17 protein-coding genes are annotated in these 16,300 nt (G+C 64.1%); 11 read left to right on the top strand and 6 right to left on the bottom strand.

Annotated features, from left to right (window positions below; genetic code table 11):
* Positions 1–126: 126 nt before the first annotated feature.
* Positions 127–1,773 (bottom strand): alpha/beta hydrolase fold domain-containing protein, encoded by a 1,647-nt coding sequence (locus tag CDO87_RS23175; RefSeq protein WP_100931275.1) that lies wholly within the window; start codon positions 1,771–1,773, stop codon positions 127–129.
* A gap of 191 nt (positions 1,774–1,964) precedes the next feature.
* Between CDO87_RS23175 and CDO87_RS23170 the strand changes: the two genes are divergently transcribed.
* The 7 genes from CDO87_RS23170 to CDO87_RS23140 all read left to right on the top strand — a co-directional run bounded on the left by CDO87_RS23170 (position 1,965) and on the right by CDO87_RS23140 (position 7,364).
* Positions 1,965–2,318 carry a hypothetical protein gene (locus CDO87_RS23170; RefSeq protein ID WP_157815096.1) on the top strand — a complete coding sequence of 118 codons (354 nt, stop codon included), beginning with the start codon at positions 1,965–1,967 and terminating at the stop codon, positions 2,316–2,318.
* Positions 2,319–2,364: 46 nt separating this feature from the next.
* Entirely contained in the window at positions 2,365–2,643 is a 279-nt protein-coding gene (locus tag CDO87_RS23165) for a hypothetical protein (RefSeq protein ID WP_100931273.1), read from the top strand.
* Positions 2,644–2,706: 63 nt separating this feature from the next.
* Positions 2,707–3,228, top strand: a complete 522-nt coding sequence (locus tag CDO87_RS23160) for a TRAP transporter small permease (RefSeq protein WP_100931272.1) — start codon at positions 2,707–2,709, stop codon at positions 3,226–3,228.
* Entirely contained in the window at positions 3,221–4,516 is a 1,296-nt protein-coding gene (locus CDO87_RS23155) for a TRAP transporter large permease (RefSeq protein ID WP_100931271.1), read from the top strand. The genes CDO87_RS23160 and CDO87_RS23155 overlap by 8 nt, the downstream gene beginning before the upstream one ends.
* A 5-nt stretch (positions 4,517–4,521) precedes the next feature.
* A complete protein-coding gene (locus CDO87_RS23150; RefSeq protein WP_100931270.1) occupies positions 4,522–5,406 on the top strand; it encodes an SMP-30/gluconolactonase/LRE family protein in 885 nt (294 codons plus the stop codon).
* A 21-nt stretch (positions 5,407–5,427) separates the two neighbouring features.
* On the top strand, positions 5,428–6,411 hold the full coding sequence (locus CDO87_RS23145; RefSeq protein WP_100931367.1) for a sialic acid TRAP transporter substrate-binding protein SiaP: 984 nt from the start codon (positions 5,428–5,430) through the stop codon (positions 6,409–6,411).
* Between the two features lie 104 nt (positions 6,412–6,515).
* Positions 6,516–7,364: a cyclase family protein gene (locus CDO87_RS23140; protein WP_100931269.1), complete on the top strand. Its 849-nt coding sequence runs from the start codon at positions 6,516–6,518 to the stop codon at positions 7,362–7,364.
* A 188-nt stretch (positions 7,365–7,552) separates the two neighbouring features.
* Here CDO87_RS23140 and CDO87_RS23135 read toward each other — a convergent pair whose 3' ends face one another.
* Complete coding sequence (locus CDO87_RS23135; RefSeq protein ID WP_157815095.1) at positions 7,553–7,981, bottom strand: phasin family protein; 429 nt, start codon at positions 7,979–7,981, stop codon at positions 7,553–7,555.
* Positions 7,982–8,164: 183 nt separating this feature from the next.
* Positions 8,165–9,061, bottom strand: a complete 897-nt coding sequence (locus CDO87_RS23130) for a LysR substrate-binding domain-containing protein (RefSeq protein ID WP_157815094.1) — start codon at positions 9,059–9,061, stop codon at positions 8,165–8,167.
* A gap of 147 nt (positions 9,062–9,208) precedes the next feature.
* Between CDO87_RS23130 and CDO87_RS23125 the strand changes: the two genes are divergently transcribed.
* The 4 genes from CDO87_RS23125 to CDO87_RS23110 all read left to right on the top strand — a co-directional run bounded on the left by CDO87_RS23125 (position 9,209) and on the right by CDO87_RS23110 (position 13,099).
* The gene (locus tag CDO87_RS23125) at positions 9,209–10,198 is read left to right on the top strand and encodes a TRAP transporter substrate-binding protein (protein ID WP_100931266.1); all 990 of its coding nucleotides are present in this window, start codon (positions 9,209–9,211) and stop codon (positions 10,196–10,198) included.
* Between the two features lie 65 nt (positions 10,199–10,263).
* Complete coding sequence (locus tag CDO87_RS23120) at positions 10,264–10,743, top strand: TRAP transporter small permease (protein WP_100931265.1); 480 nt, start codon at positions 10,264–10,266, stop codon at positions 10,741–10,743.
* A gap of 12 nt (positions 10,744–10,755) precedes the next feature.
* Positions 10,756–12,054 carry a TRAP transporter large permease gene (locus CDO87_RS23115; protein WP_100931264.1) on the top strand — a complete coding sequence of 433 codons (1,299 nt, stop codon included), beginning with the start codon at positions 10,756–10,758 and terminating at the stop codon, positions 12,052–12,054.
* Positions 12,055–12,088: 34 nt separating this feature from the next.
* Complete coding sequence (locus CDO87_RS23110; protein ID WP_100931263.1) at positions 12,089–13,099, top strand: NAD/NADP octopine/nopaline dehydrogenase family protein; 1,011 nt, start codon at positions 12,089–12,091, stop codon at positions 13,097–13,099.
* 256 nt (positions 13,100–13,355) lie between these two features.
* Here CDO87_RS23110 and CDO87_RS23105 read toward each other — a convergent pair whose 3' ends face one another.
* The 3 genes from CDO87_RS23105 to CDO87_RS23095 form a co-directional block, all read right to left on the bottom strand.
* Positions 13,356–14,636 (bottom strand): TRAP transporter large permease, encoded by a 1,281-nt coding sequence (locus tag CDO87_RS23105; protein ID WP_100931262.1) that lies wholly within the window; start codon positions 14,634–14,636, stop codon positions 13,356–13,358.
* 1 nt (position 14,637) lies between these two features.
* A complete protein-coding gene (locus CDO87_RS23100; protein WP_157815093.1) occupies positions 14,638–15,114 on the bottom strand; it encodes a TRAP transporter small permease subunit in 477 nt (158 codons plus the stop codon).
* 80 nt (positions 15,115–15,194) lie between these two features.
* Complete coding sequence (locus CDO87_RS23095) at positions 15,195–16,274, bottom strand: TRAP transporter substrate-binding protein (protein WP_100931260.1); 1,080 nt, start codon at positions 16,272–16,274, stop codon at positions 15,195–15,197.
* Positions 16,275–16,300: the final 26 nt, after the last annotated feature.

Below are 16,300 nucleotides of genomic sequence, written 5' to 3'. Positions count from 1 at the left end.
TCGTAGGGTGTTTTGGAAGATATATCAGGAATCACCCCCACGCAAACCCGCATCGACCCGCGTGCTGGGCGATGGGGCAGGGGCGCCGTATCCCGGCGCCGCTGTATTTTGAGTCTGAGGGTCTCGTTATCCCGTGATCCGGCGCAGCCAGCCAGCCATCCGGCGGAGGCTGGTTTCTGTGTCAGGGCAGTATTCCATGGCACGAAGATAGCCGTGGATCAGCCCCTCTCCGCGGTCGACCTCGACATCGACGCCTGCAGCCGTCAGCGCCTCGGCATAGGCCAGCCCGCTGTCGCGCAGAGGGTCGTTCTGTGCCACAGCGATGAAGGCAGGAGGCAGGCCCGCATGACTATCGGCCGCCAGAGGCGCTGCGCGCGGATCGCCGTGCAAGGTTGCCTCGTCCGGACAGTAGAGCGCGTGGGTCGCCGCCATGCCCGCGACCTTCAGGAGGGGCCCCTCGGCATTCTCGGCGTAAGAGGGGCGGGACTGGTCGAAGTCGCAGGCCGGATAGATCAGAAGCTGGGCGCAGATCGGGACGCCTTCGTCACGGCAGGCCAGCGCCGCGGCAGCGGCAAGGTTGCCGCCCGCGCTGTCGCCTCCGATGGCGATGCGCGCAGGGTCGATCCCCAGGGAGTTCGCTTCCGCATGGGCCCATCGCGCCACGGACAGCACCTGAAGGTAGGCCGCCGGAAAGGGATGCTCCGGCGCCAGGGCGTAGTCGACCGAGATCACGGTCTGCCGGTTCCACGCTGCAAGCCGCGCGGTGATGTCCCAATGGGTTTCCGGGCTGCCTTGCATCCATGCCCCGCCGTGCATGTAGATCAGTGCAGGCTGCGTGCCTCCGCTGTCATGACGAAAGACCCGCACCCGCACCGGACCGCCGTCGCTGTCAATCCAGTGTTCGTCATCGGTCTCGACCTCGCGGGGTGTCGGCAGGCGCATGTCGCGCGCGATGCTTTCGAAGTGCGTACGCCGCTCGGCGGGGGTCGCCCCCGGTGCGAGCGTGGCCCATTTGCTGTCCCATACGTCGAGAAATCGGAAAATACCCGGGTTGATCGTGCGTGCCTCCTCCTTGGGTCTTGGCATGTCGAACTCGGCGGAAAGTCCGGGCTTCATCACGAGCCCCAGGATCATGTCGCCGACATGGCGGCACAGCATGCGCTGGCCACGCTCGGTAAAGAGGTCATTGCCGAAGATCCGCGAAAAGGTCGCGCGGTTGGCGATGTTGAAGATGGACAGAGCCGAGATGTGCCAGTGCAGCTCGAGCGCCGTCAGCCCGCGCCGGAACAGGCCGGCGTCGCAGCCGCGTTGGTAGATGTCCTCGAGCAGCAGGATCGCCGAACTGTTCTGCCCGGCCAGGATCTCGGACGAGTCCATATGCGCGGCGCCGTGGATGTTCTCGATCATCACCAGTCGCACGAAGTCCGGGTCCTGCCGGTGGTGCTCGAAGGTGAACTCCGCCAGCTGACGCAGGGCCGTCATGGGATGCACGGCGCGCAGGTCCAGGGCGGCCTCGTCGTCGCGCATCCGCGCATAGGCGTCCTCGAGTACGGCGCGGTAGAGCCCCTCCTTGTCGCCGAAGTAGTAGTAAATCATCCGCTTCGACGTCTTCGTGCTGGCCGAGATCTCATCGACCCGCGCGCCCGACAGGCCCTGCCGGGCAAAGACGGTGCGCGCGACCTGCAGGATGTTGCGGCGCACGGCATCGGGATCCTGTTTCCAGCCACCGCGTTGCGTTTCGCCCGGGCGCGGGTGGGAAGGTGCATCCCCCATGGTGCCGTCTCTCCTTCGATCCTTGGCCAACGCCCCCGTGTACCGCAAGGCAAGGCGCGCGGAAATGCCCGTGGATCTCGCATCGCCGCACCCACTTTTAACGATCTGGTACAAAAGGTTGACATATTTAACCGTCACGAACATTCTCACGTCAAGCGGTCAGAGAACCCGCCATGGACAGGAGGAGTTTCGTGACGTTTGCCGCTCCCTTGCAGACCGGCCCGGTTGTCGGTCGCGGGCGTTCAATCGCCCGCATGAGCCGCGGGATCGGCCCGTTTCGGTCACCGCGCGCGATCACGGCAGCGGTCGGGTTGCGGCTTGGCCACGTCCCGGTCGATGCGGACGAGAGCAACGTTCCGGCGAGTGCCTCGGACAGTCTCGGGGCAGAGGGCTTTGAATGGCTGGACGTGCCTCGTCGGTACAAGCGCACCGTCCCGCCCGTCTTCGGTATGGCGCTTTGCGAGCCCGCGCGGGTCCAAGAACATTTCAAGAGAGAGAAGCCCGACACCGACCGGATGCGGGAGGCATTCGGTTCGTTCGGTTAGGGGCGTCCTGACGTCCACGAAGCGCAACTGGGAGGAGCGTAGGATCATGAGGAACTTCAAGGTGGCAGGGCTGGCAGCCTTGATGGCTGCCGGAATCGGCGCCGGCACCGCGGTGGCGCAGGACGTGCGCGAGTTCCAGGCTGCGCTGGATGTCGACACCATCGCCCAGAAGGCGGAACTGGTGACCTTCTTCAAGGAACAGGGGCTGAAGGTCTACGAACCCGAAAGGGAGGCCTTCCGCAACCACGTGCTCGAGGCGTTCAGGAACTCCAAGTATTCCGCGGACTTGCCCGAGAGGCGGCTCGAAAAGATCAACGGCCTCTGAGGCCAGATAACGGGGAGACGGCCGTTTCGGCCGGACCCGACACCTTTCACCACCGGGGGCAGGATGGACCGTCTGCGAAAACCAATCGGATGGCTCGGTGCGCGAGCCGAGAACTTTCTCGCGCTGATCCTCGGCGCACTCTTCGTCAGCTTCCTGATCCAGATCGTGTTCCGCTACCTGCTGAACCTCCCGCTTGGCTGGACGGTGGAGTTCGTGTCGATCGCGTGGCTGTGGGGCATCCTGTTCGGATACGCCTTTGTCGTGCGCGAATCCGAGGTGATCCGGCTGGACATTCTCTACAACCTTTTGCCGCGCGGCGGACGGCGGGCGATGGATGTCGTGACGGGGGCCATCTGCGCGGGCATCTTCATCTGGACGCTGCCTTACGTGTGGGACTACGTCACCTTCATGGCGATCGAGAAGACCGCCTACATGAAGATTCCCTTCGACTGGGTCTTCGCGATCTACATGCCCTTCGCGCTCTCCGTGATCCTGCGCTGCTTCATCAGCATCTGGCGCGGCATTTCCGGTTCCGGGCCGGCGTTCGACACAACCCAATCGGCCGGAACCCACGAGTATGACTGATCCGTTTCTCGTCTCGATCCTGCTGATCGCCTTCCTGGCGTTCGGCGGCCTGTCGATGGGCCTGTCCATGATCTGCGGGTCCTCCGTCTACCTGATCATGAAAGGGTTCGACCCCTCCATCGCCTCAGAGACGCTCCTGCAGGGGCTGTTCAACAGCTACACGCTGCTGGCGATCCCGCTGTTCATCCTCGCGGCCGACATAATGAACATCGGCTCTCTGGCGGACCGGCTGCTGCAGTTTTCGCAGGCGCTCGTCGGGCGGTTCAAGGGCGGCCTGGGACACGTCAACGTGGTGTCCTCGCTGATCTTCTCAGGTATGTCGGGCTCTGCCGTCGCGGATGCGGTCGGCATGGGCAAGATCATCATCAACATGATGACGAAGGACGGCAAGTACACCGCGTCCTACGCCGCTGCGATCACCGCCGCCTCGGCCACGATCGGGCCGATCATCCCCCCGTCGATCCCCATGGTGCTCTACGCGCTCGTCTCCGACCAGTCTGTCGGCTACCTCTTTGCCGCCGGCATGGCGCCGGGTCTCCTGATGGGGGTGGTGCTGATGGTGATGAACGCCGTCATCGCCCATCGCCGCAACTTCTCCGTAGACGAGGTGGTTTCGCTGCGCGACATGCCCGGTGTCACCTTCCGCGCCATTCCCGCTCTGCTTTTGCCGGTCATCCTTTTGGGCGGCATCTACGGCGGCGTGATGACCCCGACAGAGGCCGCCGCCGTGGCTGCCTTTTACGCGCTCACGATCTCGGTCGTGGTCTATCGCTCGGTCAGACTGGGGCAGTTCTACGAGACGCTGCTGGCTTCGGCCCGTTCGACGGCGACCGTCGGCATCCTCATCGCGGGGGCGCTGACCTTCCAGTACGTCGTCACCCGCGAGAACGTGCCGGACTCGCTCGCAGCCTTCCTCGGCCAGTACGAGCTGTCCCGCGTCGGGTTCCTGCTGGCCATCAACGCGCTGTTCCTCGTTCTGGGCTGCATCCTGGAGTCCGGGGCGATCCTGCTGATCATCGTTCCGATTTTCATCCCGACGGCCCAGTCGCTTGGGATCGACCTCGTGCACTTCGGTGTCATTTGCGTGGTCAACGCCATGCTGGGGCTGATCACGCCGCCCTACGGACTGCTGCTGTTCATCGTGTCCACGATCACCAAACAGCCACTGGCACGCATCGTCCGGGACCTGGTGCCCTTCCTTTTCGCCCTGGTCGTGGCCCTGATGATCATCACATTCGTGCCCGACTTCGTGCTCTGGTTGCCCCGGATGCTGGGCTACAAGGGATGAAGCGCATGACACAACCAAAGGTCGAATGCGTCCAGAAAGTCGCCGCCCAACTGGGAGAGACCCCGCTCTGGGACGCGCGTCGCAACTGCCTGTGGTGGATCGACATCGAGCAGCCGACGCTCTGGCGGCTGGACCCCGCCACCGGCGAAGCGGTGGCGCTGGAACAGCCCGGCATCTACTTCGGCTCGCTCGCACTGACAGGGTCCGACGGTCTGCTCGCCGCGCGTGACCTCGACCTGGTGCTGATCGACCCGCAAAGCGGTGCGGCCAGATCCTTCGCCACCATCCCCGGCGAGCAGATGCCCGCCACACGGCTGAACGATGGCCGGGTCGATACCCGCGGACGCCTGTGGATCGGTACGATGGACAATGGTCTGAGCCAGGGGCTGGGCGCACTCTACCGGGTCGATCCGGACGGCACCGCCACGCAGATGCTGGACGACGTGATCGTGTCGAACGGTATCGCCTTCGATCCGGACGGACGGCACATGTACTTCACCGACACCCGCCGCTACATCACTTGGCGCTTCGCACTTGACGAGGCAGGGGAGACCATCGTCGGGCGCGAAGTCTTCGCCGACTATTCCGCCTCCGGCGACCGGCCGGACGGTGCCTGCGTCGATGCCGATGGCTGCCTCTGGCAGGCCTTCTTTGCCGGTGGCCGGGTCGTACGCTACGCCCCTGACGGAAGGATCGACCGCGAAATCGCGCTGCCTGTAACCAACCCGACCTGCCTGTGTTTCGGCGGGCCCGAATTCCGCACTCTCTACGTCACCTCGGCCTTCAAGTTCCTGTCGCCCGATCAACTGGACGTCGAGCCGCTGGCCGGCAGCGTCTTCGCAATAGAAGGCGCGGGGCAGGGGGTGCCGGAGAACCGCTTTGCACTTTGACGATCACCAAGGGAGGACATGATGATCCACAATAGACTCAGGACTTTCGCGTCAGCCGCGCTTGCGGTGGCGATGCTCACGGGGGCCGCGCAGGCTCAGGACAAGATCGAGCTGATCTTTTCCGACGTGAACCCGCAGCAGGCGCCGCGCAACGTGGCCCTCGTCGATATCTTCGCCAAGGAGATCGGCGAAGAGTTCGACTTCAAGCCATACTATGGCGCGACCCTGATGAAGCAGGGCACTGAGTTGACGGGCATCCAGCGCGGCAACATTCAGATGGCCAGCCTGCCGCCCTCCGACCTCGCCCAGCAGGCGCCAGAGTTCGACATCCTTGGCGCAGCCTATGTGATCCGCGACCAGGCGCACCTCAAGGCGGTCTTCGACTCGGAGGTCGGCGAACAGCTGCGCCAGATCGCCCGCGATAAGCTGGGCGTCGAGATCCTGACCCCACTCTACTACGGCACCCGCCAGGTCAACCTGCGCGGCGACAAGGAGATCAACACCCCCGCCGACATGTCCGGCGTGAAACTGCGGATGCCCGGCGGCGAAAGCTGGCAATTCCTCGGCAAGTCGCTGGGGGCGAACCCGGTTCCGGTTCCCTATGCCGAGCTCTACACCGCGCTGCAGTCCGGCGTGGTCGACGGTCAGGACAATCCGTTGCCCAACGACAAGGAGATGAAATTCTACGAGGTCACCGACCAGATCGTGCTGACCGGCCACAATGTCGGGATCGGCCTTATCCTCGTCTCGTCGCAAGTCTTCGACGCCCTGACTCCCGAACAGCAGGAGCGGATGCGCGCGGCGGCGAAAAAGGCCGTCGCGTGGTCGGACGAACAATACCTGAACCAGGAAGCCGAGCTGATCGAGTTCTTCGAAGGTGAGGGGCTCAAGGTGTACACGCCCGATGTCGCGGCGTTCCAGTCCCACGCGCAGGAGCAGTACCTGAACTCTCCACTGTCGAAGTCCTGGCCCGAGGGCATGCTGGACGCGATCAACGGTCTCTGACCGCCATGCCTGTTGCCACACCCGTAGCCGTTCCTTGGCTGCGGGTGCGGATCGCGGCATCCCGCCGCTCATCTTCCTTACCCCATCATACAAGGACAAATCCAATGTGCCCTCCGAATTGCCTTCACGCGGTCTGTGAAAAGGCCACGCGCCGCGGTCTCCTGAAATCCGGCTTCACGCTTGGAATCGCTGCAATGGCAGGTGCCGGCTCCCTTGCCGGCGGCGCCCGTCCTGCGTCTGCGGCGACAGATACCGGTCCCCTCAGTTTCAGCAAGATCACCGACATGAGCCATACGCTCTACGAAGGGTTTCCGACCTTCTCCGGCGAACGGTGGTTCGAAATGGAACGTCCCGTCACCTGGGAAAAGGATCGGGTCAACCTCAACCGCTGGACGCTGATGGAGCACACCGGCACCCACATCGACGCGCCGCTCCATTTCTCCGAAGACGGCAACAGCGTAGACCTGATCCCGGTCGCAGACCTGCTCTGCCCGCTTGCAATCATCGACATCCGGGCCAAGGCGGCCGCGGATGCCGACGCCTACCTGACCCCCGACGACATCGCGGCGTGGGAAGCACAGCACGGTGAAATCCCCGAAGGCGCCTGTGTTGCCATGAACTCGGGCTGGGCAGCCCATCTCACGACAGAGAAATACACGGGCCTCGACGCCGAGGGTAAGAACCACACACCCGGCTTCCACGCCGAAGCCGCCCGCTTCCTGATCGAGGAGCGCTCGGTCAGGGGGATCGCGGTGGACACGCTGTCGCTGGACCGCGGCCTCGCTTCAGGTGATTTCCCCGTCCACTACGACTGGCTGGGCTCCGGGCGGTGGGGCGTCGAGTGTCTTGCGTCGATGGACGAGATCGCGCCCTCCGGGGCGTACGTGTTCGTCGGAGCGCCCAAGGTCGCAGGCGGGTCAGGCGGGCCCTCCCGGATCGTGGCCCTGCACTGATCCGATCGGTTATGGACCACTTCAGAGCGGCTAGACCATTCTGCGGGTGTGCGGAGCGAGCGGTTGTTCCCTGTCGGAGTCCAATTGTCAGGTTGATGGCACCGGCATCGGGGCTCTCTTAGAAGCAAAACGGAGGACCCTTTCGGATCCGCCGTTTCTTATTGGGCAACGCTTTCGCGTGATGGAACTCAGGCCGCTTTCTTCGCGGCCGAGCTCGCCTTTTCCGCGAGACGTTCGGCGTTCTCGGTCGCCTTTTCGGCAATCGCGTTGCCTTCTTCGGACGTCAGTTCGGCAACCGCGGACCCGGTTTTCTGGCTCTCTTCGCCAAAGGACTGCATGGCGCGTCCGGCAAGTTCAATCTGCTGCTGCATCAAGGTGCTGTAGGCTTGCGCGTAATGCGCCGGTTCGTCCTGAACCTGTGCTGCGTCGCGGAAGTTCGACAGGGCCTCGTTAGCCGTCTCGGACGTGATCTTGATGGAGCGGTGGCCAGCATCGACCATGATCGAGGTGAAACGCTCGTTCATTTTTGCCCATGTCTTGAAAAAGTCCTGGTAGTTCTTCGGATCGAACATGCTCTGGATTTCGTTCGATGCGGATTTCTGGTTCTGCTTTGCCATGTCAGGGCTCCTTTCGGGAGTGTTTAGCGTTTCTCTTTGCGTTGAGTCACATGTAATGCTGCATCGCAGCATTACAAGGCGCACCAGTTAAGAGAATCCGGTCTCCGGAGTGCTTTCCGGAACGGAAACGGTAGCTCGGTCTCCCGAAAGTAAGGAAATTGCGCAGAACCCGTGACAACTCCCCTATGTGAAGTCTTCGACGACACCGGGGAGGTGGGACAGGAACGCCTCTGTCACGTCCGCGAACTTGTCCCGCTTGGGGACGATGGCCGAGAAATCCTGAGTGATCGCAGGGGAAAACGGCACGATCCGCGTTCCCGCGACGACGGAGGTCCGCGCGGAGATCGTGTTCATCAGCGCGATGCCCAGCCCCTCGGCCACGAAGGAGGCGCAGGAGGATGCGTGCAGCACCTCGCCCACGATCCGCATCTGGATGTTGGCGCGCTCGAAGACGCTGTTGATCTGCGGCCTGATGGCGCCGCTTCGGCCCAGCACGAAAATCCGTTCTCCATCCAGATCGACCTCGCGGATCACCGCCTTGGTCGCGAGAGGGTGATCCGCAGGCACCACGCAATCCGTGCCGATGGTCACACGGTGGGCCACGGTGACGTCCTGCACCGAAGTGGCGAGGGTGCAGAGACCGAAATCATGCTCACCCCGGGACACCTGTTCGGCAATCGCGTGCGAGGTATCCGTATGCAGGCTTACGGTCAGATCCGGCAGGTCTGCGGTCACCCGGGCCACCAGCCGCGCCATGAAGCCGCTCGACAGGAAGGGCGGGGCGGCGATCCTGTAAGGGTCTGATGGGAAACGACGAATGCGCCGCGCCGCCGCCTCCACATGGTCGAGTCCAAGGAACACCCGCTCCACCTCAGAGACCAGTCGCAGGGCCGCGGTCGTGGCGCGCAGCCTTGGCCCGGATCGCTCGAAGAGCTGCAATTCGAGGGTGGCCTCGAGGTCCGCGATGAGGCGGCTTATCGCGGGCTGACTGATCGACATCCGCTCCGCCGCGCCGGTCATGGTCCGGCTCTCCATGAGATGACGGAAGGCTTCGATCTGACGGAGGGTCACATGTACCACGGTGGGGGCGTCTCCGGCCTAGTATAACACCAGTGCATGATAAGATCACTAGTTTGTATTGGACATTATCACAACGGATTGTCAGCCTTTGCAACACCCTGCATCCCTGCGGGGTCACGAAAAACACGTTCCGACAGTGGAGAAGACATGATGAACCGAATGATGGGCGCCCTTGCCGCCTGCGCCGTCGCGGCTGGCCTCGCCGGAACCGCCGATGCCGAAACCCTTCGCCTGTCCACCCAGGGCAACCCCCCGCATCCGTGGCTGGACGCCGCCGAAACGCTGAAGGCCGAGGTCGAGGCGGCCACCGACGGGCGGATCGAGATCGAGATCTTCCCGGGCGCCACGCTGGGACGGGATGCCACCGCGCTGGACGAAATGCGCCTCGGCACCATCGACCTGCTGATCGGCGGCACGCAGGAAGCGACCCCCTTCTTCCCCGAGTTCCAGCTTTTCAGCATCAGCTACCTGTTTCCCAGCATCGAGGTCTTCCGCAAGGCGATGGATCCGGAAGGGCCGGTCGTCGGCTACTTCGACCGGGTCTATCAGGACTCGGGCAACGGGCTGGTGCTGCTGGGCCTCACCGGCGGGGGCATCCGCAACCTGTCCAACAACGCGAAGGAGGTCGCCTCCATCGACGATCTGGCCGGCATGAAAATGCGGGTCCCGGGCTCGCGGTTGGACGCCGTGATGTGGGAGGCCAGTGGCGCGCAGCCGATCTCTCTACCCTTCACCGAGCTTTACACCGCCCTCCAGACCGGCGTGGCCAATGCCTTCGAAAGCTCCATCAGCGCCTATGTCGGCAACAAGCTCTACGAAGTGGCGCCTTATCACTCCACGACGCAGCACCAGTTCATGGTGAGCCACATCACCATCAGCCAGATCGCTTGGGATCGCCTTTCGGACGAAGACAAGACGATCTTCCGCGAGGCCGCCGCCAAGGCAGCCGTGGTCGGCATCGACAAGGGCATCGAGTATGACAGCTCGCTTCTCCAGCCGCTGGTCGACTCCGGTCAGGTCATCCTCTCGGAGGTCGACAAGGCGCCCTTCATCGAGGTCGTCCGCCCGCTGCATGACGAGGTCGCCGAACAGATCGGGGCCTCCGAAGTTCTCGACGCAATCCGCAACATCGACTGATTGACGCGATCCGGGCGGCGGCTTCCTCCCCGCCGCCCGGTGCCTCTTCGCCGAAGGGACCGGCCATGCTCACCAAACTGAACTCCGGGATCGAACGCCTGTGCTACGTCGCGGGCGGCACGTTCTTCCTGATCTTCATCCTCTGCGTTCTGTTCCAGATCCTCTCGCGCAACCTGCTGCCGGGCAGCTACGTCTGGACCGATGAGGTCGCGATGTTCTGCTTCGTCTGGAGCGTGTTCCTCGGCGCTGCCGTGGGCTTCCGGAAAGGCGTCCACTACGTCGTGGAAATCCTGCCCGCCCACTTCGAACGCTCCAATCTCGCGCTTGCACTCCTTGCCCTCGTCCTGTGCCTCCCGGTGATCTGGGTGCTCATGGTCAATGGCTGGAGCTACGCAGACATGAGCTGGCGCCGCTATTCCTTCTCGCTGGGTTTCCCGATGTTCTACCAGAACGTCGTGATCGCCGTGGCCGGAGCCGCCATGATGCTGTTCGCCATCGAGCTGATCATCCGGACCGCCACCCGGCTGTTCTCTTCCGACCGCTAGGGCCTGACCGACATGATCCCCATCATCACCCTTATCGCCGGCTTCCTGTTCCTGATCCTGCTTCGGGTTCCGATTGCCTTCGCCATCGCGCTGGCCTCGCTTGTCACCGTCCTGCAACTCGGCCTGCCGGCCAGTTCGGTGGTCAACCAGATGCTGTCGAACATCAATTCCTTCGCGCTTCTCGCGGTGCCCTTCTTCCTGCTGCTCGGGCGGCTGATGAACGACAGCGGCATCACCGACCGGCTGATGACCTTCGCGCAGTCGATGGTCGGCCACATCAAGGGCGGGCTGGGCCACATCAACGTGCTCGTCAGCATGATGTTCGCCTCGATGTCGGGCTCGGCCGCGGCCGATACCGCCAGCGTGGGCGCCATCATGATCCCGGCCATGAAGAAAGCGGGCTACCCGGCCCCCTTCGCCGTGGCGCTGACCGCCACCTCGTCGACACTGGGGGTGATCATCCCGCCCTCGATCCTCTTCGTGATCTACGGCGCCTTCGGCAGCGTCTCCATCGCGGGCCTCTTCATGGCGGGCATCCTGCCCGGCATCCTGATCGCCTTGGGCCAGATGGGATACACCTACTACGTCGCCTCGCGGCACGGGGTGGTGAACACCGTGCGGATCCCGTGGAAGGAGCGGGGAGACACCGCCAAGCGCGCGGCCCCTGCGCTGCTGATCCCGCTGATCATCCTCGGCGGCATCACCAGCGGGATGTTCACCGCCACCGAAGCCTCGGCCATCGCCGCGCTTGTCGGCTTGGTGCTGGCCGTCGCGATCTACCGCACGGTGAATCCGCGCGCGCTCTTCGGTATCCTCTGCGAAACCGTCGTGGCCTACTCGCTGCCGATGTTCGCCGTGGCCGCCGCTGGCATCATGGGCTGGCTGATCTCCTACCTCGGGGTTGCACGTGAAATCGCCGAGTTCATCTCGTCCGTTTCGCAGAAGGACTGGGGCGTGCTGATCATGCTGATGATCTTCAGCCTGATCGTCGGCACCGTGCTCAGCCCGATGACCGCGGTGATCATCTTCCTGCCGATCATCAAGGAACTGGGGCTGGTCGCGCAGATCCCCGACATCCACCTCGCCCTTGTGGTCTGCCTGTCGCTGGCCATCGGTCTGACGACGCCGCCCTACGGCATCTGCCTGCTCATCGCCGCACAGATCGGCGAGGTCGACATGCCCCGGGCCTTCCGCGCCGTTCTGCCGATCGTGCTGATCACCGTCGGGATCATCCTGCTGGTGATCTTCCTTCCGTCGGTCTTCATGTTCCTGCCGAAGACCTTCTTCCCGGAAGCCTTTCCAACAAACTGAAAACCAAGACGGCTTCCCGGCCGGAGGAGAGACTATGAAAGCAACTGTTGTCGGGGGCGGCCCCGTCGGCCTGACCTATTGCGCGCTGCTGAAGCAGGCGGGGCATGACGTGCGGCTCTGGTCGCAAAGCCGGAGTGGGTCCGGGGTGGAGCATTTCACCGGAGAGATCGAGGGCGACCACCGGATCGAGCAGGTTGCCGGAGCCGAAGAGGCCGCCGCCTTCGCCGAGGTTCTGGTGATGGCCCGCTGCGCGCAGGGCAATCGGGCGGCGCTGGATGCGCTGGTGCCGCACCTTCGCCCCGAGCAGGTGGTGATCTTCAGCGCGGAACTGTCCTATGCCTCGGTCTACCTGCGCGGGGCCATTGCCGCTCAGGGCCGCTCTGTCCGCACCGTTTCGTGGTCGACGACCGTGCCCACGGCGCAGCGCAACGACGGCGGTATCCGCGTAGGCACACTGCGCGACACGGTCGACATGGCCAGCGCGGGGTTCGAGGACGCCGAAGAGGCCACTGCGCTCTGCGTCACGCTCTTCGGCCCCCGCTTCCGGTATGTGGGGGATGTCCTGCGGATCGGTCTGAGCAACCTCAATCCCCAGATCCACCTGGCCAACGCCATCGCGAACCTCACCCGCATCGAGCGCGGCGAGTCCTGGGAGAACTACGAGTGCATTACCCCCGCCGTGGGCCGGTTGATCGAGGACCTCGACACGGAACGGCTGGCGCTGGCGCAAAGCTATGGGTTCGAGGTCCGCAGCGTGCATGACCACTACCTGATGACCTTCCCCGGCCTGACCCCGGGCACCGTCTCCGAGATGGCCGGGCAGGTCTTTCGGCGCGCCCCCGGAACGCTGGGCCCCCGAAGCCTCGACACGCGCTACATCTGGGAGGACGTGCCTTTCGGGCTTGTGCCGCTTTGCGCACTTGCCCGGGCGAAAGGCGCCCCGATGGAGTTGCACGAGGCCGGGATCAGGCTGCTGGCGGGCTATCTCGGTGCGGACTTCCGCGCGAAGAACGACATGCTCTCGGAGGTGCTCGAGGCCCTTTGACAGCGCCTTGACCTGAAGACCGGTGTCAAAGCCCTGGCCCGTGGCAGCACTGCCGCGGGCCTTTTCTTCGTTCCAAGAGGAGGGCAGGGGCGAAGAGTTGCGGGCCTTTCCTGTCGAGGCGCAGGACATCGGCTGGCCCGAGACCCGTGTCTCCATGGCGGCTCCCCTATGGCGGACCGTCCTCCGGAAACGCGATGATCCCGCCCCGGCTACAAGGACCGGAGCGGGATCAGCCTTCATTCGGAGCCTGCGCCCCTTAGTACAGCAGGTTCGGAAGCCAGAGCGCGAGCTGCGGCATGGAGATCATCAGCCCGATCATGACCATCAGGGCGACGATGAAGGGGGCGACCCCGATGAACACGTCCTGCAACTCGCCCCGTCCGCGGATCCCGTGGACCACGTAGCACAGCATGCCGATGGGCGGCGTCAGCACCGAGGTTTCGGCAACCAGCACCATCATGACCCCGAACCAGATCGCATCGTAGCCCAGTCCCACGACGATGGGCGTCACGATCGGGATGGTCAGCACGATCATCGCGAGGGTGTCCATGAACATGCCCAGCACGAGGTAGACGCACAGGATGACCAGCAGGGTGGCAAGCGGGCTCCAGTCCAGTCCGCTGACGAAGGTGTTGACCGACGAGACCAGCCCGGTCGCCCCGATCACGAAGTTCAGCAGAAAGGCCAGCAGGGTGATGAGGATCATCATCGACGAGGTGCGAATGGTGCCGATGAAGACCTCGACCAGCATGGGCCAGCTCAGTTCGCGATACATCGCCGCCAGCCCGAGCGCCGCGATCACGCCGATGGATGCGGCCTCGGTTGGGGTGGCCCAGCCGGCGTAGATCGAACCGATCACCACGAGGAACAGGCCCAGCGGCGGCGCGAGGTCCGGAAGGCTGCGCCACAGGCGTTCGCGCGACATGGGCGCCTTCTGGCCGCCCCATGACGGCACGATCAGACACAGGGTCAGGATCGTCACCACGAAGATCAGCGCAAGCAGGATGCCCGGCACCAGCCCGGCGACGAAGAGGCGCGGAACGGAGGTGTCGGTCAGGAAGCCATAGATGATCATGTTGATGGAGGGCGGGATCAGGATGCCCAGCGTCCCGCCCGCGGCAAGGCTGCCGAGAAACAGCCGCTCGTTGTAGCCGTGCCGATCCACCTGCGGCATCGCCGTCGTGCCGATGGTGGCGGCCGTCGCGACGCTGGACCCGGAGGTGGCCGCGAAGAGCGCGCTGGCGCCGATGTTGGCGTGCATCAGACCGCCGGGCAGCCAGCCGATCCAAGCGGAGACGCCGCGATACATGCGGTCCGCCATCTGCGAGCGCAGCATGATCTCGCCCATCATGATGAACATGGGGATGGCGATCAGAACGAAGTCGATGCTGTGCGACCACGCGATCTCTCCGAAGGCGCGCTGCAGCGGGAAGGAGGACAGTGCCAGATCGAGGGCAACCGCCAGCAGCCCGAGCACGGCGGCAATCGGCAGGCCCAAGGCGATCAGCAGGAAGAGAAGAAAGAGTGCCAGTTGCATGTCACATCCTTTTCAGCGCGCTCTCGGAGGCGCCAAGCCGCGCGGCCAGCGCGTAGTCCCGCCGCAGCATCGCCACCACGAGGTCGAACAGAAGCACCAGGAGGCAGATCAGGAAGAAGATCAGGCCCATCAACCAGAGTGACTGCGGAATCCAGAGCGGCGTGTTCAGCGGGGTGCTGGCCCGTGCGCCAAGGCGCAGGGACTCCAGCAGCGTTCCGGTCGCATGGCGGACGAGGATCCCGATGATCCCGGCAAAGGCGCCCATGGCGACCACATCCAGCACCCGCTGCATCTTCATGGGCAGCCGGAGGTAGACGAGATCCACCCGGATGTGGGCGCGCATGAACAAGGCCTGCGCAAAGCCCCAGGCCATGGCGATGCCGAAGGCGTAGCCCGCCAGTTCGTCGACCCCGATGATGCTGTGACCCAAAAGCCGTCGGGCCAGAACCTCGAAGGTCATGAGGGCAGCGGACCCCAAGAGAAGGACTCCGCTGCCGATTGCCGCGATCCGAGCGAGCCGTTCAAGCTTGTCGGAAGGCAGGCAGGAAGAGCGACCGCTCACTGCGCGGCTTCGAGCTCGATGTCGACAACTGCGCCGACCGTCTCGTTCCAGCGCTGCACGCAGTCCGCACCGCAAGCGGCGGTGAACTCTGCCATGACATGCTCAGCGACAAGGGTCTTGAGCGTCTCGCGGTCGGCATCGGTCAGGTCGACGAGGGTCATGTCGGCCTTGGTCAGGTTGCGCGGCGCAGTCGATTCAGGGACACAGCGATCATCGCCGACCGAGCACCAGATGCCCTGGTCGGTGGCGATGCGGGCCATCTCCCAGCCTGCGGGCTCCAGCTTGGTCTCGATCTCTTGCTCAAGGAACGCGCGCACCTCGGGGTCGAGCCCGTCCCACCTGTCGGCATTGGCAACGATGAAGTTCACGCCCCAGCCGAGGGTGATGGGGAAGAGGTGGGTCGCGACGTCGTTCCACTTGGCATTGTTGCCAGAGTTGCTGCCGGTGATCGCGCAGTCGATGACGCCCCGCTGCATCGCCGGGACAATCTCGCTGAAGGACATGGTGACAGGGGTGCCGCCGGCGGCGGCAATCAGGGCCGAGGTGGTGGTCGAAAAGACCCGGATCTTCTTGCCGGCCAGATCGTCCAGTCCGGAAACCTCGGTCGCGCACCACAGCACCTGCGCGCCGGTCGGCCAGAAGCCAAGCGGCACAACGCCGAACTGATCGCGATACCGCTCTTCCAGTACCGGACGGTAGGCCGCGATCACCTTCTGAAGCGTATCGAGATCCTGCGTGAGACCGGCAAGATCGATGGCGTCGTTCTCGGGAAGCTCCCCTGAAATCAGCGTCGTGCTGCCCGCCACGATGTCCGCCACGCCGGACCCCGCGAGGCGCATCAATTCGGGGCCCTTGGCGCCGAGGTCGGTCATGCTGACGGCATTCGCGGTGATCTTGTTGCCGCTGTCGGCGGGTACGGTTTCATTCCAGAACGGCTCAAGCACGTTTGTCCAGTTCGGCGAGTTCACCGGCGAACCGATGACGGAAAGCTCTGTTTCCGGCAGATCCTGAGCCGAGGCCGCGAAAGGCAGGATTAGGCAAAGGGCTGCGCCGCATAGATATTTTGAGATTGTCATTGTTGATGTTCTCCGCTGTCGGGTTT

This window comes from Sagittula sp. P11, from assembly GCF_002814095.1.
Lineage (GTDB): Bacteria > Pseudomonadota > Alphaproteobacteria > Rhodobacterales > Rhodobacteraceae > Sagittula.
This window is presented reverse-complemented; position numbering and strand designations above follow the sequence as displayed.